Here is a 23,836-nt window from a genome sequence, read left to right as displayed (position 1 = left end):
AGGATCGGACAATGAATGAAATGATCAGCGTGTCGAGGCGGAAAGACCCGGTAACGGCCGATCGCATCCCGGTCGACGCCTATATTTCGCGCGATTATGTGCGGATCGAAAAGGAACGGCTCTGGCCCAAAATCTGGCAGATGGCCTGCCGTGCGGAGGAGATCCCGAACGCTGGCGATTTCTACACCTATGACATCGCCGATGAATCGATCGCGGTCGTCCGTCAGAAGGACGGGACGATCGCGGCCTATTTCAACGTCTGCCCCCACCGGGGCCGCCGCCTGACGGAAGGCTGCGGCCGGATGGGCAAGTTCCACTGCAAATATCATGGCTGGCAGTGGAGCCTGGACGGCAAGCCGACCGAGATCGTCGACCGCCACGACTGGGGCGATGCGCTGCCGGACGAAGATGTCGCCCTGCAACAGGTGAAGGTCGGCCAATGGGGCGGCTGGGTCTTCATCAACATGGACCCGGACAGCGAAAGCCTGGAGGATTTCCTGGGCGAGGCGAAGACGATCCTCGACCCGTTCGAAATCGAACATATGCGCTATGCCTGGCGCAAGCGCATCGTCATGCCCTGCAACTGGAAGACCGCGCAGGAAGCCTTCATGGAAGGCTATCATGTGCAGACGACGCATCGCCAGTTGCTCGCCTATCAGGACGATTACACCTATTCGAAAGCCTATGGGAAACATGCGATGTTCGGCTATGCGCCGACCGCGCTGTTCGGCCTGCCCAGCCCGCGCATCAGTGACCAGAGCGGCGATATCCGCAAGGGCTTCTACGAATTCAACAAGGAAATATGGGACACGCTCCAGGCGACCACCACGCAGGAGATGCTGGCCGCGGGCAAGCGCCTGATGGAATTGCCCGAAGGGGTCGATCCCTTCACCATGTACGGGGCCTTCGCCCAGTTTCATGCGGAAGAATCGGCGAAGAGCGGCCGTCCGTTCCCGGCGATCAGCGGGGAGCAGTTGATGAAGGCGGGAACCGACTGGAACATCTTCCCCAATCTGGTCTTCCTGCAACAGGCGACGAACGTCCTCTTCTATCGCGCCCGCCCCTATGGCGACGATCCGGACAAGTGCATCTTCGAGATCAATGTGCTGGAGCGTTACGCACCCGGCGCGGAGCCCAAGGTCGAGGTGGAAGATGGCGGCGACGGCAGCGACGGCAAATGGCGTGCCCTCAATTGGGGCCTCATCCTGGAACAGGACTTCCAGAATATGGAAGAAGTGCAGAAAGGCATGAAGTCGCAGGCCTTCAAGGTGGCCCGGACCAATCCGGTGCAGGAGGTGGAGATCAGCAATTTCCACCGCGTCTATCATGAATATATGGGGAAGGTGGGCTGAATGGACGAGACGAAGTTCGACGAGGTCGCCGACTTCGTCATCATCGGATCGGGCGGCGGTGCGATGGCTGCGGGGTTGTACCTGAAGTCCATCGGCAAGACGCCGCTGATCCTTGAGAAGACTGACAAGCTGGGCGGTTCGACCGCCATGTCGGGCGGCGTGCTGTGGGTGCCCAACAACCACATTCTCAAGGCCAAGGGCATCAAGGACAGCCATGAGATGGGCCGCACTTACATGGATGCGACCATCGGTAACGATGCCGGACCCGGCGCCACGCCGGAGCGGAAGGAAGCTTATCTGCGCCACGGCCCGGTCATGCTGAAATGGCTGGAAGAGCAGGGCATGAAGTGGCTGCATACCGAAGGCTGGTCGGACTATTATGACGACAGGCCCGGCGGCGTGACGCGCAGCCGCTCCATCGGCGCGCCGATGCTGGACGCGCGCGAGATGGGACCGCTGTTCGACAAGCTGCGCCTTGGCCCGATGGTCATGCCGCTGCCGACGGACAAGGCGGGCATCATCGGCCTCGCCACGCGCACCCCCTGCGGCATGTGGGAAGGGTTGAAGCTGCTATGGCGCATGCGCGTCGTTGCGAAGCGGGGGAAACCGATCCTCAGCTTTGGCGGCGCGTTGCAGGGCCGCCTGTTGATGCTGGCGGACAAGGCAGGCGTCGACATGCGCACGGAGCATGGCATCACCGAGCTGATCGAGGAAGACGGCAGGATCGTCGGCGTCATCGTTGAGCATCGCGGCAGGACGCTGCGTATCGGCGCGCGCGACGGCGTGTTGATCAATGCGGGCGGCTTTTCGCACAATGCCGAAATGCGCAGGAAATACGGCCCGCAGCCCAGTTCGGTGGAATGGACCAACGCCAACCCGGGCGATACCGGAGAGATGATACAGATCGCGGAAAAACATGGCGCCGCGCTGGACCTGATGGATCAGGCCTGGTGGGTTCCGGGGACGGTGGTGCCCGAAGGCGGTCCGGCGAATATGCACAATACGGACATTTCAAAGCCGCATTGCATCATCGTCAACCGCCAGGGCCGCCGCATCCTGAACGAAAGCGGCTCCTATATGGAAAATGGCCAGCGCCTTTACCGGAACGACGTGCCTGCCTATGTCATCCTGGATAGCCGCCACCGCAAACGCTACGCCTGGGGCTATTATCCACCGGGCAAGACGCCCCAGTCCTGGCTCGACAGCGGCATGATGAAGAAGGCGGATTCGATCGAGGAACTCGCGCGCATCACCGGCATCAATCCCGCCGGCCTGAAGGCGGAGATCGAGAAATTTAACGGCTATTGCGAAACCGGCAAGGATCTGGATTTCAACCGGGGCGGACGCGGCTATGACAATTGCTTCGGCGATCCGACGGTCAAACCCAATCCCAACCTCGGCAAGATCGACAAACCGCCTTTCTATGTCATGGAGATCGTGCCGGGCGATGTCGGCACATCGGGCGGAATCGTCACTGACGAAAATGCCCGCGTCCTGCGCGCCGACGGATCGGTGATCGGCGGTCTCTACGCCACCGGCAATTCCACGGCGTCGGTGATGGGCCGCTGTTACCCTGCGGCGGGCGCCAGCATCGGCGCGTCCTTCATCTTCGGATGGATCGCCGCCCATCATGCCGTGGGCAGCAATAGCTGACTATTGGAAAGCCTCTCCCGTCCATGGGAGAGGCTTTCCGTTCGATACGCTCAAGTTCCGCTATTCTTCGCCTTTTGCCGCGGTCGCGCCCGCCATTCGCTGGCGGTCATGCCGGCATGCTGGCGGAACATGGCCCGGAACAAACGGCTGTCCGAATAGCCGACCAGTTGCGCGATCCGGTCCACCGAGCGCGTTGATTTATCGAGCATGCGCACCGCCGCCTGAAAGCGCAGTTGCCCCACATAGGCCTTGGGCGAAAGGTCCAGCGCCTTGTGAAAGCGGCGATTGAGGGTTGCCGGACTGGTCGACAGATGTTTCGCCAGTTCGGCCATGTTGATAGGCCCGGTGAAACGCTGTTCTATCCACAGTTGCGCCCTGGCGACCAGCGGGTCGGGCGCCAGCAGTTCCTTTTCTTCATAATCCTGCCCCACGATCGAGGACAGCCATCGGGCGATGTCGGGGGAGATCATCCGTTCCAGCACCCGGATGATCAGTTGCAGGTCGTTGCCCATGCCGTTGCCGATCAGCAGATGGCCGTGGTCCACCAGCCCGAACCGTTCCTCGAACGGTTGACGGGGGAACAGCGTGCGGGTCAGCGGTTGCATCGCCCGCGCCACCGGAACCGCAAGGTCAGCCGTGAATCCGCCCGCCATCAACAGGGTGGAGGCCGCCCCGCTGGCGCCGATGACCGCGCCCATTTCCGACTGGCGATGAAGCCAGTCGATCAACGGCCCGGCCTCTGCCAGACGGCGTTCCAATGGTTCGCGGCCTCCCGCGCGGAAGGCAGGAAGCCAGATGAACGCCATCGGCTCCTCCCGGTTCGCAGGTCCGTCGACGGGGAAGGAGCGGCCGTCGCCCAGCACGACCGGCCCGCCATCGGCCGACAGGATATGGAGCTGCGTTTCCATGCGCATCTGCTCTTCACCGGCGAAGACATGTTCCACCCGGTCGCGCGCGATCAGGAAGCTGTCTACCAGCGCGCCGATACTGCTGGAATAGGCGCCGGGCAGCGCGACAAGAGCGAAATCGAAAGCCATGACTGAGAGAAAACAACCGCTATATGCGCGAATAATCCCTGTCAATCGTCCCCCCGCTGCGCGAACAGAAGGGCTGCGCGCTGGACGGATATGCCCTCCTGGTCCATCGGCGTTGCCGATAAGGAGAGATCCCCCATGCCTGAACCGAAACGCCATTATGACCGCCTTGCCGGAAAGGTGGCGATCGTCACCGGCGCAGGTGCGGAGGATGACGATATCGGTATTGGCCGCTCCATCGCCCTGCTGATGGCGGCCGAGGGCGCGCGGATCGTTTGCGCCGATCTCGACCCTGCCCGCGCGCGGGCGACGGCCGAACGGGTCGAGGCCAGGGGCGGGCGCGCCGTGGCGGCAGGCGGCGATGTCGGCGACCCGGACGTTTGCGGCAAGCTGGTCGATGCGGCCATCGCCGCATTCGGCAGGCTCGACATATTGGTCAATAATGTCGGCATTTCGGGGCCTGCTACACTCGAAACGATGACGCTGGACCAATGGAACCGGATATTGACCACCAATCTGACCAGCGCGATGCTGATGAGCCAGGCCGCCATTCCGCACATGGCCCGCAACGGCGGCGGGTCGATCGTCAATATTTCGTCGCTGGCGGGCATCAGGGCCATGGGCGCGATCGCCTATGGGCCGTCCAAAGCGGCGATGGCGCAACTCTCCCGCGAGATCGGCGTGCTACACGGCCGCGATGGCATCCGCGTGAACAGCGTGGCGCCCGGCCATGTCATGACGCCCCATGCGGCGCGCTACATGTCGGAGGAGATGCGCGAGATGCGCAGGAAGGTCAGCCCCCTCGGCATAGAGGGCGATGCCTGGGACGTGGCGCAGGCGGTTCTGTTCCTGGCCAGCGACGCGGCCCGCTTCGTCAATGGCGTGGAACTGGCGGTCGATGGGGGCGTGGTGGGGATCGGACCGCTCGCGGGCCATGCCTTCGTAACCGGAAACTGACCGGGCTGCCTTAAATATCATGGCTCTGATCAATATCGTCCGGACGTTCGGGACGATTGAGTAAAATTATCCTTCCGACATGATCGTTCACAGAGCCGCAACAGCGGCCATGCCGGCGCCAGTGCCGGCCGATCAGGAGAGGAAGGATGACCATGTTCCGGTCCGCATTGCTTGCCGCCACATCGCTCTTCGCGACCGCCGCCGCAGCGCAGGATACAGCGCCGCAGGCATCGGGCGCGGTCCAGACGCCCGATATTGTCGTGACCGCCCGCCGGCGCGAGGAAGCGCTTCAGGACGTGCCCATTTCCATCACCGCGGTCAGCGGCGACTCGCTCGCGCGCAGCGGCGTCAGCGACGCGCTTGGGCTGCAAAGCCGCGTACCGTCGCTCAGCCTTACCAACCAGGGCACCAGCCGCAATGAATTGGGCTTCGCCATTCGCGGCCAGCGCACGCAGGAATCGCAACTGCTCACCGATCCGCCGGTCGGCACTTATTTCGCCGAAGTGGTCCAGGCCCGCAGCGTCGGCTTTGCCTATGCGCTCTACGACCTTCAATCGACCCAGGTTCTGAAGGGCGTGCAGGGCACATTGTTCGGCCGCAACATGACCGGCGGCGCAGTGCTGATCGAACCCAACAAGCCGACGGAGGATTTTCGTGCAGAGTTGCGCGGGCAGATCGGCAATTATGACATGCGCGACCTTTACGGCATGATAAATGTGCCGCTTACCGAAGGGCTGGGGGTACGCTTTGCGGGCAAGATCAGGAAACGCGACGGCTTTACCAGGGACGTGTTGACCGGCCGCGACTATGACGATCAGGACTATCAGACTTTCCGCACCTCCATCCGCTTCGCGCCGACGCCGGAATTCGAATCCAATACGATCGTCGACTATATCAAGACGGATGAACATGGCACGGCGCTGGTGGGCACCGCCGCCAATCCTGCGGCCCCGGCGATTGGCGGATATGACGCGCTGCGGGGATTCGGCATCCCGGTATCCAACGTTTTGGGACAATTCGCCGCGCAGCAGACGCGACCGCATTATCGCTTCGCATCCGGATCGGGAACCGGCGGTTCTCTCGACGCCTATCGGACCCAGCCCTATGAGCGGCTGAAGAACCGGGGCGTCACCAACCGCACGACCTACAGTCTCGACAATATCACGTTCAAGAATGTCGTCGGTTATCGCAAGCTGGATTATGATCAGATCATGGATCTGGACGGCGTGCCCGCCTATCTCATCAATTCCAATCGCTATCGCAGCATCCAGCAGTTCAGCGAGGAATTCCAGATCCAGGGCAAGGCGATCGAGAACCGGCTGGATTATGTGCTGGGCGCCTATTATTTCGTCGAAAAGGGGAAGGACGGTTCCACTTCGAGCCAGTTCCCGGAACTGGCGATCGCTGGCGCGGGATTGCCGCTCGACACGCCTGCCGCGACTTTCCTCAACGCCTATGCGGGCAGCGGAAAGGCGAAGACTTTCGCGCTGTTCGCCGCGGGCACCTACGCCTTTACCGATCAATTCAAGGTTTCGGCGGGCATCCGCTACACGACCGACAAGCGGAATGCACGGGTCTTCGCTTATTATCCCAATCTGGGCACCTGCCTGTTCCGCGTGGACACCGCCACCACTTCCTTCATCCCCGCGACGCTGGCCGACTGTCCACAGACCAACAGCAAGAAATGGGATGCCTTCACCTGGGACGTCACGCTGCAATATGAACCGAACGCGAATCTGACGACCTATATCTCGACCCGGCGCGGCTTCCGTTCGGGCGGTTTTTCGCTGCGGGCGGCATCGACCGAGGAATTGCAGCCCTTCGATCCTGAAACCGTACAGGAATATGAAGCCGGGTTGAAAACGCGCCACGCACTGGGCGGAGCGACCCTGACCAGCAGTCTCGCCATTTTCTATCAGGATTATAAGAACGTCCAGAAACAGACATCGTCGATCGACAGCGCGGGCAATGTGAACACGATCATCGACAACACCGCCCGGCAGAAAAATTACGGCGGCGAACTGGAGCTTGGTCTTCTGGCGGGACCGCTCAACGTCAGCGTCTTCTATTCCTATGTCGGCGTGGAGATCAGCCGTGGCCGCCAACCGGGCGAATTCGCATTGGTCGGTTCGCCCCATCATCAGATGGGCGCCAATGTCAGCTATGACATTCCGCTGTCGGGCGATGCCGGTTCGATCAACCTCAACGCCAATATCAGCTATCGCACGAAACAGCATCTCGACAAGAATGACGTGCTGGCGACCGAACCGGGTTATGAACTGGTCAATCTGCGGGCGGGCTGGGACAATATTTTCGGGACGGGCCTCGGCGCGGCGGCCTTCGTCAACAATCTGACCAAGAGCTATTACCGCGTGGGCGTGATCGGCATCTATAATGAGGCGGGTTACATCTCCTCGGTCTATGGCGAACCGCGTACATATGGGATGGAATTGTCCTACAAATTCTGATGCGAGCGGATGGGCGTCGGACCATGGGTCTGGCGCCCCGCTTTCTTTTCGGCCTCGGCCCCCGCTTCAAAAAATGCGTCGCCGGAACATCGGCTTTATCACGTTACTGGACACTATCCTTCCTCCGTCTATGCGGCTAACGGGGCGGGATGAACGGTGGCAGAGGGCATCATGACAATGCGCGTGGCGCTCTATGGATGCTGGCTTCCGGCTTCACCTACAGCATCGCCATGGCGCTGGTGAAGCTGCTGGGCGACGACTATTCGTCGGCGACCCAGAACTTCGTGCGGCAAGGCGTCAGCCTCATTGCGCTGTCGCCTTTCATCCTGCGACAGCCGCGCCTCGCATTCACGCTTCGCCGGCCATGGCAGATGATAATACGCTGCGCGGCGACCAGCCTGTCGATTATCCTCACCTTCAACAGCTTTCATCTTCTGGGACTGGCGGAAGCGAACGCCCTGTCCTTCAGCCGTACCTTGTTCCTCGTCCCGCTTGCCGCTCTGCTGCTGGGCGAACGGCTGGATCGGCAACGGCTGTTCGCCACGCTGGCGGGTTTTGCGGGGGTGCTCATCATCATCGCTCCCGGTTCCGCCCATTCGCTGATCGGTTGGCCAGCGGCTCAGGGCCTGATTGCCGCGCTGCTCATCTCCTGGTCGGTGATCAGCGTGAAGCAGATGACGCGCGACCATAGCGACCTGGCGCTTTTAACCTGGTCGACATTGCTGGGCCTGCTCTTCACCGCGCCGCTGGCCTGGAGCAGTTGGCGGATGCCCACTGCGGAGGATGCCCTGCTGCTTGCAGCCATGGGCGTGCTGGGTGTCCTGACGCAGGCCTGCTATATTCGCGGCATGGCATTGGGGGAGGCGAGCCTGATGGGCCCGCTCGACTATGTGCGCATCCTGTTCACCACGGCGCTCGGCTATCTGCTGTTCAGCGAATGGCCGCAGCCGGGCACCTATGTGGGATCGGCGCTGATCATCGGCACCGCCATCTACATCACCATGCACGGACGGCGGCGCATCTGACCCTTGTTCAGCCTCTTTCCACGTCCGGTCCGAAATCCGGCGTGTCGGCGGCCGTCCAGGGCAGGTGGCGGAAATAGCGCGCGCCCGCTTCCGCCTGATTATGCACGGGCGCTAGCGTGGTTTCGTCCCATATCTCCTCGATCCGCCTGCCGACCTTTTCCGCACTGATCTCCGGGTCGAAAATCTCGCCGGTTTCTGCGTAGATCAGGCTCGACAGGCGGCCGCCACCCGTCAGCAGGATGCGGCCGGTCCGGGTGCAGTCGCGGCTCAGGAACCAGGCCATCGCCGCCGCCACCTTTTCAGGCGGCAGATTGTCGCGGAACCAGGCAACGGTGGCCGGATCGGGTATCTGTTCGATCAACCGGGAATAGGATGTCGGCATGACCGCGTTGACCAATATGCCCAGCGGCTTCCCCTCGATCGCGGCATCCAGCGTCAGCCCCAGCATACCGGCCTTGGCCGCTGCATAGGGCGCATTGCCACCCACGCCGAGCGCGCCGTTGGAACTGACGTTGAGGACGCGGCCATAGCGCTGCGCTGCCATATGCGGCCATGCGGCGCGCATCAGATGATGGCCGCCGATCAGGTTCGTCGCATAGTGGCGTTCGATCGCCTCGTCTTCATGCGCTGTGAAGGCCCCCGCAATGCCTGTACCCGCATTGTTGACCAGGATATCGACCCGCCCGAAGGCGTCCAGGGCCGCCTGGACGATGGATCGGGCATTCGCCGCCGTTCCTACCGCCCGGCCACTGGCGACAGCTCGCCCGCCCGCCGCCGCGATTTCCGCGACCACGGCCTCGGCCGGACCGGAACTGCCATTCTGTTCGCCCAGAACGCCGCCGCCATAGTCGTTGACGACTACCGCCACGCCACGCCGCGCCAGTTCCAGCGCATAGGCGCGTCCCATGCCGCCGCCTGCTCCAGTCACGATGGCGACCTGGCCGGAAAAATCCATCGTCATGCTTTCATCGCCTTCACCAGTTCCGGCATGATTTCCGCGCCGGAAGCAAAAGAGCTGGTCCATTCGGGCTGCGCGGTCAGGCTGCGCATCACGCTGTCGATGTCGCCTTCGGACAGTTGGCGAACCGGCCCTTCCAATATCTGGACGCGACGGACATTGCCCGCCCCCGCATGATAGATGCCCCCCGACGTGGAGCATCTGTCGCTGCATAGCCACCCAACGACCGGCGCGACATGATCGGGCGAGGCATAGTCGGCCCACTCGGCCGGAATGCTGCCCGCCGACATGGGCGTATAAGCGGCGGGAGCGACGACGTTGACGCATATGTCCGCGCCCGCCGGAACATCGATCGCCAGGGAGCGGGCAATGCCCACCATCGCCGCCTTGGACGCCGCATAATCGGCGGAACCGACCTGTCCCCATAGCCCGGCGCTGGACCCGGTCAGCACGATCCGCCCATAGCCCGCCTCCACCATGGCGGGCCAAACGGCTTTCAGGCCCACCAGCACGCCCCGCAGGTTGATGTCGAGCAGCGCGTCCATTTCCTCCAGCGTCACCGCGCCAAAATCCCGGAATGCCTGAACGCCCGCATTGCTGACGAAAATGTCGGGCGTGCCGAAATGCTGACGGGCGACCCGCACCATCTCGGCGGCGGCTTCCGGCGTCTGTACCGGCCCGTCATGCGCGACCGCCCGGCCGCCCTTGCTCACGATTTCCTGAACGACGGCCCGCGCCGAGGAGGAACCGTCCGGCGCCGGGCGATTGCTGACGATCACGGCGCAGCCATGGGCGGCGAGCCAATGCGCATGGGCGCGACCCAACCCCTTGGCGGCGCCGGTGACGATGGCGGTACGGCCGGAAAAGGCGGGCACGCCGGTCACAGCATCATCTGCCCGCCGTCCACATTGATGGTTTGGCCGGTCACATAGCGGCTGTCCTCGCTGGCCAGGAACAGCGCGGCAGGCCCGATATCCTTCTCGCAATCGCCCAGATAACCCAGCGCGACCAGCTTCATGACCTTTTCGGCTTCTTCCGGGAAATCCTTCACCCATTGCTCGGCGATGGGGCTGAGTGCGGCGGGGCAGATCACGTTGACGCGAATCTTGTGCTTGCCCAGTTCCCGCGCGGCGGTGCGGGACAGGCCGCGAATGGCTTCCTTCGTCGCGGCATAGGCAGCGAATCCGACACCGCCATGGATGCCCTCATAGGAACCGAAATTGATGATAGAGCCGCCCTTGTCCTTCATATGCGGGATGGCCGCCTGCATATGCTGGAACGTGCCGTAGAGGCCGGATTCGATGGTCAGCGCGAAAAGGGCGTCGTCCGTGTCCTCGAACATGGTGCCGGGTTTGGACGTCTGGGCATTGTTGACCAATATGTCGAGCCTGCCGAACAATTCGACCGCCCTGGCGACGGCCGCTTCCGCATCGGCGCGCACGCCGGCGGTTCCGGCGATCCAGGCGGCTTCCCCGCCCTCCGCCTTCAGCGCCGCAACCGCCACTTCCAGCTTGTCCGGGGTGCGGCCGGTGATCAGCACCTTCGCGCCCTCGCGCAGGAAAATCCGTGCGATGCCCAGACCGACGCCCTGGCCGCCGCCGGTAACGATCGCGACCTTGCCGCTCAATCTGCCAGCCATATTCTCTCCTCTTTATCTACGGATTCAGGCGCCGATGAACTCGCGCAACGCCCGGTGGAAATTCGACACGCTCCGTTCCTGCACGGGATTGGTGCGCGATCCGGTGAAGCCCGTGGAGCGCATGCCCCGTTGCACTTCGGTCATATTCTCAAAATCCTGCGTCAGGATCAGGCCCCAGGCGTCATGATCGCGCCAGTCGCTGAATTCCTGCCGTTCCAGCGGCGGTTCCTGTCCTTCCGGATAAAGGACCAGCGAATAGACTTCGAAGATGCACCTTTCCGGGTCATTGCGGTCGGGCCGCGCGCGATAGGCGAGCATCGCATCCGGCGCGGGCAGGAAGACCATGTTGGGAAACAGGTGCCAGTCCGCCCCGGCCCGCGCCATCTCCTCCGGCGTCAGGGAAGGGAAGGGGATGCCGCGCTCCTGCGCCGCTTCGAAGGCGATCTGGCCATATTTCACCAGCACGTCCAGTAGGGTCGCATCCTCAGGCAACTCATCGACAAGCCTGCCCGCCAGTTCCGCCATATGCGGAGGAATGGAGGCTTTCAGATCCTCTTCCAGCATCAGGACGAAGTCGCGGACGTTGCGCCGATAATCGACCTTCGTCCCGGCAAGCCGGGGAGAACGCTCGCCAAGCGAAATGCGACCCGGCGCGAGCTGGTAGCTGCCATGGCGGCCCTCGGCGAAGGACAGGGCTTCGTCATCATGGACCGGCAGCAATTGGCTATGGGTGGTCTGGACGTGATAGCCTTCGTTGAAGGCTTCCAGCGCCGTCTTCCAGTTGCAGTCGATGCCCGTGCGCTTGTACCAGCGATAGCGCATCTTCTCGAACGGATAGTTGCGGAAAACCTCCGGAATGGGCGACAGAAAATCGAGCAGCGGCTCGGCATTTTCGTCCATGCAGATGAAGACGAACCCGCCCCAGCGGTCGACGCGGACTTGCGGCAGGGCAATATCCTCGTCCTTCAGGCTGCCGTCCCAATTGTCGCGGTCGACCACATGGGCGATCGTGCCGTCCAGTTTCCATGACCAGCCATGAAAGCGGCAGAACAGGCGCGCCGCATGGCCGCACCCGTCCGTCAGGCGGCGGCCGCGATGCTGGCATGCATTATGATAGGCCGCGATCCGATCCGCAGCGACACGCACGACGATGATGGATTCGTCCAGCAGATCATAGGTCACATAATCGCCGACGCGGGGGATTTCCTCTTCGCGGCAGGCCATCTGCCATGTGCGGGGCCAGAGCCGCTGCTGTTCCCTATGCGCGAAATCGCGGCTGACATAATCTTCCTTGGGGATGAAATCCTCAGGGCCTGCCTTCTTCCTGCGCGTGACATCCGGCTGTAGCGCACCGACTGGCTGGTTCACTGTCCCGTCTCTCCTTCGATTTTGCGGTCAGCTTCCCGCGTCGGCGCGGCGCAAGTCAATGCCGGGGCCGTCCATGCCCTTGGATCATCGCCAGTCTGATCCCTGCGAACCGCCGGGCTAGACTGCGCCGCCATGGGCGGCGATGGACGCCATGACCTCTTCGGCGGTGGGATTGCGGCGCAGCGTCAATCCTCCTGTCACGTTGAAGGTTTGGCCGGTCATGAAACATTCGTCGCTGGCCATGAACAGCGCGGCATTGGCAATGTCCTCGACCGTCGTGATCCGGCCGAGCGGATATTCCTTCGCATAGGCCTCCACCAGGCCGGGAACGTTGAACCCGCCCAGCATCGGCGTGATGGTAAGGCCCGGCGCCAATATGTTGGCGCGGATGCCATGCTTACCATATTCATAGGCGACAAAGCGCGTCATCTGATTGAGCGCGGCCTTGGCGCCCATATAGCTGCAATGATCGTTCGACATGATGTCGGCCACGGCGGAGGAGATGTTGATGATCGCGCCGCCCCGTCCGCTCGGCCGTTCCCGCTTCATCGCCCCGACCATCACCTGCATGAAGAACAGCCCGCCCTTGAAGATGATGGAGAGCATCGAATCGATCTGCTCCTCCGTCTCCTCCTCGAACGGCGCCAGAAAGCCGATGGCGGCCGCGTTGACGGCGATGTCGATGGCGCCATGCCGCGCCACCACCGCGTCGGCCAGCGACTGGATCTGCGCGCGGCTGCCGATGTCGCAGGCTATAGCGGTGGCGCCCGTCGCGGCGGCGAAGGCGTCCAGCCCTTCCTTCCCGCGCCCGGAAACCACGACATGCGCGCCTTCGTCCAGAAAGCGCCTGGCGATTGCCTGCCCCATATTGCCTTCGCGGGTGGCGCCCATGATCACCGCGACCTTGCCTGCCAGTCGGCCCATTATCCTCTCCTCTGTCTATTCCATTGTTCGTGCCAGCAGCGATTCATGGTCGCGCTAAGGCGGGAATTGGCGGTGGAAACCGATCCCCACCTGCATTTTGCTTGATGCGATACGACTGCCCCCTCTGTCTGGCCGGGACAAGATGGGGACGGTGCAAGGATCACATGGCCGATAGGCTGAGGCGGCGGCCTCGTCAGCGCGGCAGGTGGCGCGCTATGCTGGCAAGATAGGATCTTGGAGAGTGGAACATGGGGATGAAATGGCTTAAATCGACGGAATGCATCAGCTTCGCGGTGCATGACAATGTGGCCCGCATCACCCTGAACCGTCCGGAAAAGCGCAACGCCCTGTCGGCCCAGACGCTCAAGGAATTGCACCAGGCCCTGCTGGAAGCGGACGACCGCCGGGACGCCAACGTCATTCTGCTTTCGGGCGAAGGAAGGGATTTCTGCGCCGGCTACGATCTGACGGACAGCTATGGCGGAGCCGGGGATATGGCGACGGAATATGATCCTGCCGACTATCGCAGCCGTGCAGGCACGATCGACGACGATATCTGGAATCTGGAGCGCCAGCAGGACCTGACCTCCATCATGCTGGACCTGCACAAGCCGATCGTGGCGAAGGTGCAGGGCAATTGTCTGGCGGGCGGCACCGATCTCGCCTTTTCCTGCGATATCGTGCTGGCGGCGGACGATGCGAAGATCGGCTTTCCCGCGGCCCGCGCCAACGGCACGCCGCCCACGAACCTGTGGTTCTATCATTGTGGTCCGCAGTGGACCAAGCGGATGCTGTTCACCGGCGACACGATCAGCGGCATCGACGCCGCGCGCATCGGCATGGTGCTGGAAGCCTATCCGGCTGAGGAACTGGATTTTCAGGCCGATGAGATGGTGCGCCGCATCGGCAGCGTCGATGCGGAAATACTCGCCACCCACAAGCGCGTCGTCAACGCCCAGATGGAACTGGCGGGCGCGAAGCAGTCGTTGCGTTATGCCGCCGAACTGGATGCCCGCGCGCATCTCAGCACTGGCCCCCGGCGCAGCCAGTTCCGCAAGGATATGGCGGAAAAGGGACTCAAGGAAGCGCTGACCAATCGCGACGCGCCATTCGGCAAGGGACGGATCGAACTTCGCGCCCGGAGGCCCCGCCCGGAATAGGAATCGTCCGCCTCATCCTTCACAATTGCGATATAGCGGGGGCGGGGCTTTCACGGCCGGGAAAACATGGCAGATGCTGGAATCATAGAGTGAAAATCCGGCCTTTCGAAAGGACGTCTGAAAATGAGCAACAGGGCAACCCCCGATGCGGCGACCCAGATAGAGATCTACCGCCGCATGGCGCTGATCAAGGCGAATGACGAACGGTCGCGCAAGGTCATCATGAACGGGCGACTGGTCATGCCCTATTACAGCCCGCGCGGTCAGGAAGTGATCCCCAGCGCGATTTCGGTCAACCTGAGCGATGAGGATTATATCTGCACCATCTACCGGGGCAGCCACGACCAGCTTGCCAAGGGTCTGCCCCTCAAGGACTTGTGGGCGGAAGTCGCCGGCCGCACGACCGGCACCTGCAAGGGGAAGGGCGGGCCGATGCACGTCACCTATCCCACCAAGGGCATCATGGTGACGACCGGCATCGTCGGGTCCACCATGCCCATCGCCAACGGCCTGGCCTGGGGATCGCAACTGCGCGGCGACGGCCGCGTGACCGTCGCATCCTTCGGCGACGGCGCGGCCAATATCGGCGCGTTCCATGAATCGCTCAATCTGGCCGCCGTCTGGAAGCTGCCGGTGATCTTCGTGTGCCAGAACAACGAATGGGGCGAACACACCGCCTATGACAAGACCAGCAACGTCAAGGTGGCGGATCGCGCCGCCGCCTATGGCATGCCTGGCGTCAGGGTGGACGGGAACGATCCGTTCGAAATGTACGCCGTGGCGAACGAAGCGATCGCCCGCGCCCGCGCCGGAGAAGGCCCGACCTTGATCGAGGCGATGACCTATCGCTTCTTCGGCCACGTCTTCGGCGATGCCGACGCCTATATGGACAAGGCGCGCAAGGCCGATGCGATGGCGAACGACCCGGTGCCCAGGTTCCGCGCGAAGCTGATCGAAACCGGCGTCGCGACCGAAGGGCAACTGGCCAAGATGGAAGCCGCCATCGAAAAGGATATCGACGAAGCCGTCGAATTCGCGCTGGCGAGCGACTTCCCCGGCGTGGAGGAACTGAAGCGCGACGTGTTCGCGGAGGAGATGGCCTGATGAACGCCGAAACCCCAATGGCCCCCGCAAATAGCGCGAAGGCCGCCAAGGCGAATATCCTTCAGGGCATCAACGCCGCCATCGCGGATGCGATGGAGGAGGATGAGAATGTCATCGCGTTGGGCGAAGACCTGGCCGACCCGGAGGAAGGCGGCGTTTGCGGCGTCACCAAGGGGCTTTCGTCGCGCTTTGGCGAACATCGCGTGCGCTCCACCCCCATTTCCGAACAGGCGATCATCGGCGCGGCCATCGGCGCGAGTCTGGTGGGCTTCAAGCCCATTGCCGAGATCATGCTGATGAATTTCACGACCGTGGCGATGGACATGATCGTCAACCATGCGGCGAAGCTGCGCTTCATGTCCGGCGGGCAGACCCATGTGCCTATCGTCATCCGGACGATGACCGGCACCGGCTTTGCCAGCGGCGGGCAGCATTGCGACTATCTGGAAGCCTGGTTCGCGCACACCGCAGGCATCAAGGTCGTCGCGCCTTCCAGCCCGCAGGACGCCTATGGCCTGATGCGCAGCGCCATCGATGATCCCGATCCGGTGCTGTTCATCGAAAATCTGCCGACCTATTGGTCGCCCGCCGAAGCGCCGGAAAAGGGCCATCGCGTGCCCATCGGCAAGGCCAATGTGCTGAGCGAAGGCAGCGACGTCACCATCATCGCCTATGCCCGCATGATCCAGGAGGCGACGCCCGCCGTCGCGAAACTCAGGGAGGCCGGCATTTCCGCCGAACTGATCGACCTGCGCACCATCGCGCCATGGGATCAGGAAACGGTGGTGAAGTCGGTCGCCAAGACCGGGCGCGCCATCATCGTGCATGAGGCAGTGACGCCCTTCGGCGCTGGCGCGGAAATCGCGGCGGTGCTGAACGAGCAACTGTTCGGCAGGCTCAAGGCCCCTGTGAAGCGGCTGGGCGGCGCCTTCTGCCCGGTGCCATTCTCCAAACCGCTGGAAACCGCATTCGCCCCGCAGACCGCCGACATCGTCGCGGCGGCCGAGGCCCTCATCAAATCCTAATTTCGCTCAGGGAGTTCCCAATGGCTGTTGAAGTATTGCTGCCCAAGATTGGCTTTTCGATGAACGAAGGCACGCTGGCCGAATGGCTGGTGGAAGATGGCGGTCAGGCCGTCGAAGGCCAGCCGCTCTACGCGCTGGAGTCGGAGAAATCGACCCAGGAAGTGGAAAGCCCCGCAAGCGGCACCCTCAAGATCATCGCCCAGATCGGCGAAACCTATGAGGTCGGCACCCTTCTGGCGACCATCGAGTAAATCCGATGCGCTATATCCTGCATGTCACCTCGCGCGCGGTAGCCGGGCGCGAGGCAGAATATGACCGCTGGTATGATGAGGTCCACTCCGTCGAGATGTGCCGGTTGCCGGGCGTTCGATCCTGCACCCGCTACAGGGAACTGGACATGACGGGGACCGAAACCGGCGTGTTCGTCGCCGATTATGAGGTGGAAACCGACGATCCGGCAGCCTTGCTGGAGAGCGTGTTCGCTGCGGCGCCGACGATGCGGCTTACCGATTCCATAGACATGGAAAGTCCGCGCTTCGCATTTTTCAAGCCGACAGGTCCGGACCGTATATGAGCGATCTCCTCGCAGGTCTTGCCCCCTGGCCCACCGGCGATTTCTCTGTCTTCGGAGAGGTGGAACAGCGCCCCCTCAGCAAGATCCAGAAGTTCGTCGCGGCATTTCTGGGCCGCAACTGGGTCGCCATTCCGCATGTCACGCATCAGGACGATGCGGACATCACCGCACTGGAGGAACGGCGCAAGGCGCATAACGCCGCAGGCGGCACGAAGCTGACCGCCGTGCCGCTGCTGGTGAAGGCGCTGGCGGATGGCCTGGCTGCCTTCCCGCAATTCAACGCCTCGCTCGATCCGGCGAGCGGCATGCTGACGCTCAAGAAATATGTGCATGTCGGCGTGGCGGTGGATACGCCCGGCGGGTTGCTGGTGCCGGTGATCCGGGATTGCGACCGCAAGTCCGTGACGCAGATCGCCGAAGAGATTGTCGCCCTGTCGGACAAGGCACGGACCAAGGGCCTGTCCATGGCGGAAATGTCCGGCGGTTGCATCACATTGACGTCGCTGGGCCATATTGGCGGCACCGGTTTCACGCCCATCGTCAACGCCCCCGAAGTCGCGATCCTGGGCGTCACCCGCGCCCGTCCCGTCCCGGTTCCAGCGGATGACGGGGGGATCGACTGGCGCCAGATGCTGCCGCTGTCGCTCAGCTACGATCATCGCGTGATCAACGGTGCGGATGCGGCGCGCTTCTGCCGCTTCATCGCTGACAGGCTGGCGTCGGCGGACCTCTTCGCCTGACGGACATATCGCGATCATCGGCGCGGCGGCGGAATCAAATCCGCCGCCGCCGCCTGATGCTAATGCCGGATCACGCCATCCGATCAGCGCGCAGGGCCGACCGCCTGACCTTGCCCGCCTGATCGCGGATCGGGTCGGTCGTGAATTCGACGGAGCGCGGCCGTTTCAATCCGCCGATCATTTCGCCCAGCCGCGCCAGGAAACTATCCTCCTCCGGTGGGCTGACATCTGGCGCCAGTTCCACGATGGCATGAACCCTGTTGCCCAGGTCCGCGTCGGGCAGGCCGATGACCGCGCAGCACAACACGCCCGGCATCATTTCCACAGCCGCCTCTATCTCGGCGGGATAGACGTTGACCCCGCCAACAAGGATCATGTCGGTGCGCCGGTCCGCGATGTAGAGATATCCGTCCTTGTCCAGCCAACCCATGTCGCCAAAACTGTCCGTGTCGGAAACGATGCGGTTTTCGGCGCCGATATAGGCATAGCCTTTTCCGGCTCCCCCGCTCTTGCGGAAACGGATCTCGCCGATTTCCCCCTGTGCCAGCGGACTGCCATCCTCGCCGGTGATGAGGATTTCCTGACCCAGCGCGGCGGTGCCGACCGATCCCGGATGCGCCAGCCATTCCCGGCCGCCGATGGTCGTCACGCCGATCCGTTCGGTGCCGCCATAAACCTCCCACACATGGTCCGCGCCGATCCGGTCGATCCACCATCGCTTGACGTCGGGCGGGCAGGGCGCGGCCATGTGCAGCAGCGTCTCGATCGACGACAGGTCCGCCGCAGCGGTCACCGCCTCCGGCAGCCGCGCTATGCGCGTCATCATCGTCGGCACCAGATAGGCATAGGTGACGCGATGCTCCTCCACCAGCGCCAGCCATTCGACGGGATCGAACCGCTCCATGCAGACGATATGCGTGCCCTGCGCCATTGCCATCGTCGTCGTGTTGAAGGGGGCGGAGTGATAGAGCGGTCCCGGATTGAGCAGCGTGTGGCGCGGTCCGCGTCGGCATCCCTCCTTGTCGGGCCCCCAGACCGACGGCAGCGGATCGATGATCAGCTTGGGCCGCCCGGTGCTGCCGCCGCTATGGGCGATCTTGCCGGGCCGGGATATGATGGGCGGCAATGGGGCGTCCGGCAAGGTCGCCTTGACGGGGACATCGACATCGTGCAGCCGCGCTTCCGATCGCGGCAGCGACACGGGGCCGATCACATGGCGCGCGCCGGACAATGCGACGATGGCGCGAAACTCCTCCTCATTCAGCCGATCCGATACAGGGCAGGGGGTTGCGCCGATCTTCCATAGAGCAAAGGCGCTGAGCAGATAATCGACCCGGTTGGGCATGGAAAGGATCACCCGGTCCCCTGCTGCCATGCCCTTGGCCAGAAAGCTTTGCGCCCGCTGGTTCGCCAGTGCGTCGAAGGCCGCGAAGGTCCAGCTTTGCCCGCCTATCGTCATTGCGGGCCGGTCGGGCGTCGCCCTTGCCTGGGCGCTCAGCGCCATGCCCAGCGGTGTTCCGGCGAGGGGCTGTCCCGTCGCCGGATCGATCCATCTAATGGTCACCGGCCCGATCTCATCGCCGCGAGCGCTTCCGCCGTTTCCGTCCAGATCGCGCCCATGTCGGGATGCTGCCGGGCCTTGTCCCGGTAGCCTGTCAAATTCGGGCACTCCGCCAAAGGGTCCGCGAGGCCGAAAATCCCGGCGACCACTTCGCACAGCAGCAGGCTGGGCAGCAGGATGCAGTCGGCCTTGCTCATCGCCCCACCCGCTGCGAACGCCGCATCGGCCACGAACCGGTCGGTCAGCGCCAGGCCGTTGCGCCAATTCGCTATTTCGGTCGCGACCACCGCCTCGTCGCGGGTCGCGGGGTCCATCTGCCTGAACAGACGGGACATGGCGGGCGTCGCATATAGTTCGAAACAGCGGACGATGTTGCGCATCCGCACCCGTTCGGCCGTGTCGGAAGGCGTCAGGGATGGCGTGGGAAAATATTCGTCCAGATAATCGACGATGGTTTCGGACTCGGCGATCGCCAGACCTTCGTCCGTCACCAAAACCGGCAACTTCCCGATCGGATTGATCGCCAGATATTCGGGCGATCGCGTATTGCCCCCTGGCGGCGGCATCATGTCGTAATCCAGCTTCTTGATACGCAGGGCAAGGCGCACGCGGGCGGCAAAGGGCGACAGGGTGATGGCGTAAAGGATCACGCATCGTCTCCGTCGCGATAGAGGCGCGCCAGGGTGCCGGCGAGCGGAGTGGGCACGAAGCCATCGCCAAAGGGCCAGTCCAGCATGCCCGCCGCCGCCATGGTGCCGCCGTCCACATGCAGCGTCATGCCCGATATGAAGGTCGACAGGTCGGAACCCAGGAACAGCACGGCATCCGCCAGCGCGTCGACCGGCGGCTGTTCGCCCCTGGGGATATATATTTCCAGACCCTTGCCCTGGACATGGGCAGGCAGCCTGGCAAAACCCTCCGCAAAAGAAGGGGGCATGGCATCCATATTGCCCCGGCTCATGGTCGTGTCCGGCGCGATGCAACTGACGCGGATCTTGTCCTTGCCCAGCTCCACCGCCATCGATCGGGTGAAATTGGTGGTGGCCGCCTTGGCCCCGGCATAGACCGAAAAGCTGGCCGCGCCGCGATGCGCCTCTATCGTGGTGAAATTGATGATGCTGCCGCCATCGCCCGATCGCCTGATCAACGGCACGGCGCGCTGCACCGATTGAACGACATAGCCGTAATTGCGATGGATATCGCGGGCGATGTCGGCGCGGCTGGCTTCGGCAAGCAGTTGCCGCTTCGTTCCGCCCGCCACGTTCACCACTATGTCCAGGCGCGGACAGGCGCGTTCGACCATGTCGTAAAAGGCGTCGAGCGCGCCTTCCTCCGTGGCGTCGGCGGTCATGGCGACAACCTTGCCGCCGGTGGATGCGATCGCGGCCTCGGTTTCGGCCAGCGCAGCCATATCGATATCGCAGATCGCCAGTTCGACACCAGCATTTGCCAGCGCCAGCGATATGCCCGCGCCGATGCCGCCGCCCCCACCGACGACCGCTGCTACTTTCCCGGCCAGATTGGCGCGTTCATCCAGAAAACCGCTCATCTAGGGCTCCTCTTTTGACCAGTTTGTGGCAGGGTTGCATGCAATGCGGCAAGCAGGCGGCGACAAGCATCAAAAGGCCGATGAAAAGGGCGGGGTGACTGCGCAGCGCCACATTCCGGTATAGGATGCGCGGGTTGACCAACCCACAGCCCGGACACCCTTGTTGAACCTGATGTCGATGGCCGATCCCTTGCATTCTCGCACCCCGGTCCGCAGGAGCAGCCGATGGACCAACTGACCGCGATGGAAGCCTTTGTCGCGGTGGCTGAGGCCGGTTCCTTCACGCGCGCCGCGCTGCGCCTCAATATCTCGACGCCCATGGTCACATTGCACGTCCGGCGGCTGGAGGAGCATCTGGGCGTGCGGCTGTTCAACCGCTCGACCCGGCGCGTGGACCTGACGGCGGAGGGCGGGCATTATCTGACCTATGCGCAGGCCGCGCTGGATGCCGTGGCCACGGCCGACATGGCGGTACGGCCGGGGGCCGGCATTGCGGGGCGCGTGCGGCTGGATGCTCCGGCCTCCATGGGGCAGGCCTTCATCATGCCCGCTCTGGCCGAATTCCAGCGGCTGCATCCACGGCTGATCCTTGACCTCACGCTGGGCGATCGCGGCACATTCTTCCGCGTCGACGGCTTCGATCTGGTCATCCGGGCGGGCGAGGCGCCGCCGACCGGATGGAAGACGGTGACGCTCGGCACGACCCGGCTCATCTGCCTGGCATCCCCCGATTATATCGCGCAGCACGGCCAACCGGCGGAGGCGGACGACCTGGCGCAGCATCGCGCCATCCTTTATGCCAGCGTGGAAACGCCGGGCGGAAATCCGTTGCAACTGCGGCAGGGCGACCGCACCGTTCGGGTGCGGCCGCCGACAGCCTTCACCTTCAACGACGGTGCCGCGATATTGTCAGCCACGCTTGCGGGGCTGGGCGTGGGCCAGACGCTGGAAATGCTGGCCCGCGACCATATCGATGCCGGTCGCCTGGTCCCGCTCCTGCCGGAATTGAGCTGGCCCCGGCTGCCCGTCGTGCTGATGGGCGCGCCGGATCGCGTCGCCCTGCCGCATGTGCAGGCTGCGCTGGCCTTCCTGACCGAACGGATCGACTGGAACCTCAATCCCGGCTGATGCGTCAGGCGGCCAGATCGGCGGTATCGCACAGAGCGGGCACGCCCTTGGTGCTGATCCGGAAAAGCAGACGGCGCTTGCCGGGCTCGTCGGAATATTCGATCGGCGTGGCGCTGTGCAGAACCTGGAAATTGTCCCACAGGAAGATATCGCCGGTTTCGACCTTATAGCGCGTGACGAATTGCGGTTGCGTGCAATGGGTGCGCAATGCGTTGATCAGCGCGCGTCCCTCGTCAATCTCCAGCCCTTCCGCGCCGAAGGCCGATCCGGACAGATAGAGCGCCTTTCGTCCCGTCACAGGATGCCGCATCACCAGCGGATGGGAAACGATGCCGTGCCGCGCCGTATTTTCCGGAATGAACGGTATCTTCTCACCCGGCAGTGCAGGCGATCCCCCCAGGCAATGCAGCCCGACAAGGCCATCGATTTTGGCCTTCATGGCGTCATCCAGCGCGTCATAGGCCAATGCGGTGCTGGCGATCAGCGTTTCGCCGCCTTCATCGGGCGTTTCCGCGCCATATAACATGGTCACGCTGGCGGGCACGGCTTCATAGCTGCTGTCCTGATGCCAGAATTTCGCGCCGTCGCGATAGCGTTCGGGCGTGGCGGCGGCGTTGGTGATCCGGATCATCTCCGGAAATTCATCCTTCCGGTGCGATTGCAGATGGAACATCAGGGGCCTGCCCCATTGATGGCCGAAGGCGACATAATCGGCATCGGTCAATCTTTGGCCCCGTATCGCCAGAATTTGATGCTCGTGCAGGGCGGCGATCAGTCCGCGCAGGATATCGTCGCTTTGGGGAACGGAAAGATCGATGCCTTCGACGATGGCGCCGAAAGGGCCGGGCATGGCGCTGATGATCATGGGGAATCCTCTCAATTTTCTGGACGCAATGTAAATGATCCGATAAATAAAGCAAATGCTTTAATATGAGGACTGGCCATGGCTCACAGGCTGGCTAAAAGCGTCGCGATGGCTTCCAACTCCCGCAGCGAAACCACCCGGCGGCAGCTTTGCCTTGCGGCGGAGACGCTGGTGGCTCAGTCCGGCATCGGCGTGGCGACGCTGCGCGCCGTCGCGATCGCCGCCGGGCAGAAGAACACCGCCGCCGTCAGCTATCATTTCGGCAGCGTGGAGGAATTGTTGCGCACCGTCGTGGACATGCGGTTGCAGGATACGGAGGCGGACCGTTCACGCATGATCCGGGAAAGCGGGCCGTCTCTGGATTCCCTCGACGCCTTCACCGCCTGGCGATGCATGATGCGGCCCTATTTCCTGCTGCATGACGAACAGGCGCCGCATGCCCATATCCGCTTCATGATGCATATGAGCGGGGCAGGCCTGCTCAGCGATCCGTTCGATGCGCGCGTGCCACGGCCCGGCGCACCCAGCATCGCGGCTCTGCTGGAACGGCTGCACGCCGCGCTGGGCTGGTTGCCGCCGCAATTGGGCCGCGCGCGCATAGCGATGGCGGGAACGATGATGTGGAACGCGGTGGCCCTGTTCGACAAACATGGGTTCGGTCAGGAACAGCCGGCGCTGGACTTGGAAACGCTGCTTGCCGACGTAGAGAAGCTGGTGCGGCTGGTATTGAGCGCGCCCGCCTGACGAGGGGC

At 63.2% G+C, this 23,836-nt stretch carries 23 protein-coding genes; 13 read left to right on the top strand and 10 right to left on the bottom strand.

The genetic code is table 11. From position 1 onward, the window contains the following. Positions 1–11 precede the first annotated feature (11 nt). Both BV95_RS12390 and BV95_RS12385 read left to right on the top strand, forming a co-directional pair. On the top strand, positions 12–1,352 hold the full coding sequence (locus BV95_RS12390; protein WP_037452138.1) for an aromatic ring-hydroxylating oxygenase subunit alpha: 1,341 nt from the start codon (positions 12–14) through the stop codon (positions 1,350–1,352). Next, positions 1,353–3,005, top strand: a complete 1,653-nt coding sequence (locus BV95_RS12385) for an FAD-binding protein (RefSeq protein ID WP_037452134.1) — start codon at positions 1,353–1,355, stop codon at positions 3,003–3,005. Positions 3,006–3,055: 50 nt separating this feature from the next. Here BV95_RS12385 and BV95_RS12380 read toward each other — a convergent pair whose 3' ends face one another. Further along, the gene (locus tag BV95_RS12380; RefSeq protein WP_013849465.1) at positions 3,056–4,042 is read right to left on the bottom strand and encodes a GlxA family transcriptional regulator; all 987 of its coding nucleotides are present in this window, start codon (positions 4,040–4,042) and stop codon (positions 3,056–3,058) included. A 135-nt stretch (positions 4,043–4,177) separates the two neighbouring features. Between BV95_RS12380 and BV95_RS12375 the strand changes: the two genes are divergently transcribed. From BV95_RS12375 to BV95_RS12365, 3 genes are all read left to right on the top strand, one after another. Then, positions 4,178–4,996, top strand: a complete 819-nt coding sequence (locus BV95_RS12375) for an SDR family NAD(P)-dependent oxidoreductase (RefSeq protein WP_037452131.1) — start codon at positions 4,178–4,180, stop codon at positions 4,994–4,996. Positions 4,997–5,142: 146 nt separating this feature from the next. After that, a complete protein-coding gene (locus BV95_RS12370; protein WP_037452128.1) occupies positions 5,143–7,464 on the top strand; it encodes a TonB-dependent receptor in 2,322 nt (773 codons plus the stop codon). A gap of 149 nt (positions 7,465–7,613) precedes the next feature. Further along, entirely contained in the window at positions 7,614–8,489 is an 876-nt protein-coding gene (locus BV95_RS12365) for a DMT family transporter (RefSeq protein ID WP_037452125.1), read from the top strand. 7 nt (positions 8,490–8,496) lie between these two features. Here BV95_RS12365 and BV95_RS12360 read toward each other — a convergent pair whose 3' ends face one another. From BV95_RS12360 to BV95_RS12340, 5 genes are all read right to left on the bottom strand, one after another. Then, complete coding sequence (locus BV95_RS12360; RefSeq protein ID WP_051749760.1) at positions 8,497–9,450, bottom strand: SDR family NAD(P)-dependent oxidoreductase; 954 nt, start codon at positions 9,448–9,450, stop codon at positions 8,497–8,499. Then, the gene (locus BV95_RS12355; RefSeq protein ID WP_037452122.1) at positions 9,447–10,331 is read right to left on the bottom strand and encodes an SDR family NAD(P)-dependent oxidoreductase; all 885 of its coding nucleotides are present in this window, start codon (positions 10,329–10,331) and stop codon (positions 9,447–9,449) included. The genes BV95_RS12360 and BV95_RS12355 overlap by 4 nt, the downstream gene beginning before the upstream one ends. Beyond that, positions 10,328–11,086 (bottom strand): SDR family NAD(P)-dependent oxidoreductase, encoded by a 759-nt coding sequence (locus BV95_RS12350; protein ID WP_037452119.1) that lies wholly within the window; start codon positions 11,084–11,086, stop codon positions 10,328–10,330. Before BV95_RS12350 ends, BV95_RS12355 begins: the two co-directional genes overlap by 4 nt. A gap of 24 nt (positions 11,087–11,110) precedes the next feature. Continuing rightward, a complete protein-coding gene (locus tag BV95_RS12345; protein ID WP_037452117.1) occupies positions 11,111–12,454 on the bottom strand; it encodes an aromatic ring-hydroxylating dioxygenase subunit alpha in 1,344 nt (447 codons plus the stop codon). A 117-nt stretch (positions 12,455–12,571) separates the two neighbouring features. Further along, entirely contained in the window at positions 12,572–13,378 is an 807-nt protein-coding gene (locus BV95_RS12340) for an SDR family NAD(P)-dependent oxidoreductase (protein ID WP_037452113.1), read from the bottom strand. Positions 13,379–13,632: 254 nt separating this feature from the next. Between BV95_RS12340 and BV95_RS12335 the strand changes: the two genes are divergently transcribed. The 6 genes from BV95_RS12335 (at position 13,633) to BV95_RS12310 (ending at position 17,981) form a co-directional block, all read left to right on the top strand. Continuing rightward, positions 13,633–14,538, top strand: a complete 906-nt coding sequence (locus BV95_RS12335) for a crotonase/enoyl-CoA hydratase family protein (protein WP_234703181.1) — start codon at positions 13,633–13,635, stop codon at positions 14,536–14,538. A gap of 123 nt (positions 14,539–14,661) precedes the next feature. Further along, complete coding sequence (locus tag BV95_RS12330; protein ID WP_037452106.1) at positions 14,662–15,642, top strand: thiamine pyrophosphate-dependent dehydrogenase E1 component subunit alpha; 981 nt, start codon at positions 14,662–14,664, stop codon at positions 15,640–15,642. Then, positions 15,642–16,667, top strand: a complete 1,026-nt coding sequence (locus BV95_RS12325) for an alpha-ketoacid dehydrogenase subunit beta (RefSeq protein WP_409372076.1) — start codon at positions 15,642–15,644, stop codon at positions 16,665–16,667. The genes BV95_RS12330 and BV95_RS12325 overlap by 1 nt, the downstream gene beginning before the upstream one ends. Before the next feature lie 20 nt (positions 16,668–16,687). After that, positions 16,688–16,918, top strand: a complete 231-nt coding sequence (locus tag BV95_RS12320) for a biotin/lipoyl-containing protein (protein ID WP_013849477.1) — start codon at positions 16,688–16,690, stop codon at positions 16,916–16,918. A 5-nt stretch (positions 16,919–16,923) separates the two neighbouring features. Beyond that, positions 16,924–17,241 carry a DUF4286 family protein gene (locus BV95_RS12315; RefSeq protein WP_037452103.1) on the top strand — a complete coding sequence of 106 codons (318 nt, stop codon included), beginning with the start codon at positions 16,924–16,926 and terminating at the stop codon, positions 17,239–17,241. After that, complete coding sequence (locus BV95_RS12310; protein WP_051749759.1) at positions 17,238–17,981, top strand: 2-oxo acid dehydrogenase subunit E2; 744 nt, start codon at positions 17,238–17,240, stop codon at positions 17,979–17,981. Before BV95_RS12315 ends, BV95_RS12310 begins: the two co-directional genes overlap by 4 nt. Before the next feature lie 70 nt (positions 17,982–18,051). On the opposite strand, the gene BV95_RS12305 is transcribed toward BV95_RS12310, so the two are convergent. From BV95_RS12305 to BV95_RS12295, 3 genes are read right to left on the bottom strand one after another with little or no spacing between them, the layout of a single operon-like run. Then, positions 18,052–19,545, bottom strand: coding sequence for an AMP-binding protein (locus BV95_RS12305; protein ID WP_037452100.1), 1,494 nt, complete (start codon positions 19,543–19,545; stop codon positions 18,052–18,054). Beyond that, on the bottom strand, positions 19,542–20,192 hold the full coding sequence (locus BV95_RS22765) for a glutathione S-transferase family protein (RefSeq protein ID WP_051749758.1): 651 nt from the start codon (positions 20,190–20,192) through the stop codon (positions 19,542–19,544). Before BV95_RS22765 ends, BV95_RS12305 begins: the two co-directional genes overlap by 4 nt. Then, positions 20,189–21,091, bottom strand: a complete 903-nt coding sequence (locus tag BV95_RS12295; RefSeq protein WP_037452097.1) for an SDR family NAD(P)-dependent oxidoreductase — start codon at positions 21,089–21,091, stop codon at positions 20,189–20,191. The genes BV95_RS22765 and BV95_RS12295 overlap by 4 nt, the downstream gene beginning before the upstream one ends. Before the next feature lie 225 nt (positions 21,092–21,316). Between BV95_RS12295 and BV95_RS12290 the strand changes: the two genes are divergently transcribed. Further along, entirely contained in the window at positions 21,317–22,219 is a 903-nt protein-coding gene (locus tag BV95_RS12290) for a LysR family transcriptional regulator (protein WP_037452094.1), read from the top strand. A gap of 4 nt (positions 22,220–22,223) precedes the next feature. On the opposite strand, the gene BV95_RS12285 is transcribed toward BV95_RS12290, so the two are convergent. After that, the gene (locus tag BV95_RS12285; protein WP_037452090.1) at positions 22,224–23,084 is read right to left on the bottom strand and encodes a TauD/TfdA dioxygenase family protein; all 861 of its coding nucleotides are present in this window, start codon (positions 23,082–23,084) and stop codon (positions 22,224–22,226) included. 108 nt (positions 23,085–23,192) lie between these two features. Between BV95_RS12285 and BV95_RS22760 the strand changes: the two genes are divergently transcribed. Continuing rightward, positions 23,193–23,828, top strand: coding sequence for a TetR/AcrR family transcriptional regulator (locus BV95_RS22760; protein ID WP_051749757.1), 636 nt, complete (start codon positions 23,193–23,195; stop codon positions 23,826–23,828). The last annotated feature ends 8 nt before the right edge of the window (positions 23,829–23,836 follow it).

The organism is Sphingobium chlorophenolicum (assembly GCF_000722875.1).
Classification (GTDB): Bacteria; Pseudomonadota; Alphaproteobacteria; order Sphingomonadales; family Sphingomonadaceae; genus Sphingobium; species Sphingobium chlorophenolicum.
The sequence above is the reverse complement of the archived record's forward strand: the minus strand, read 5'-3'. Positions and strand labels throughout refer to the sequence as shown.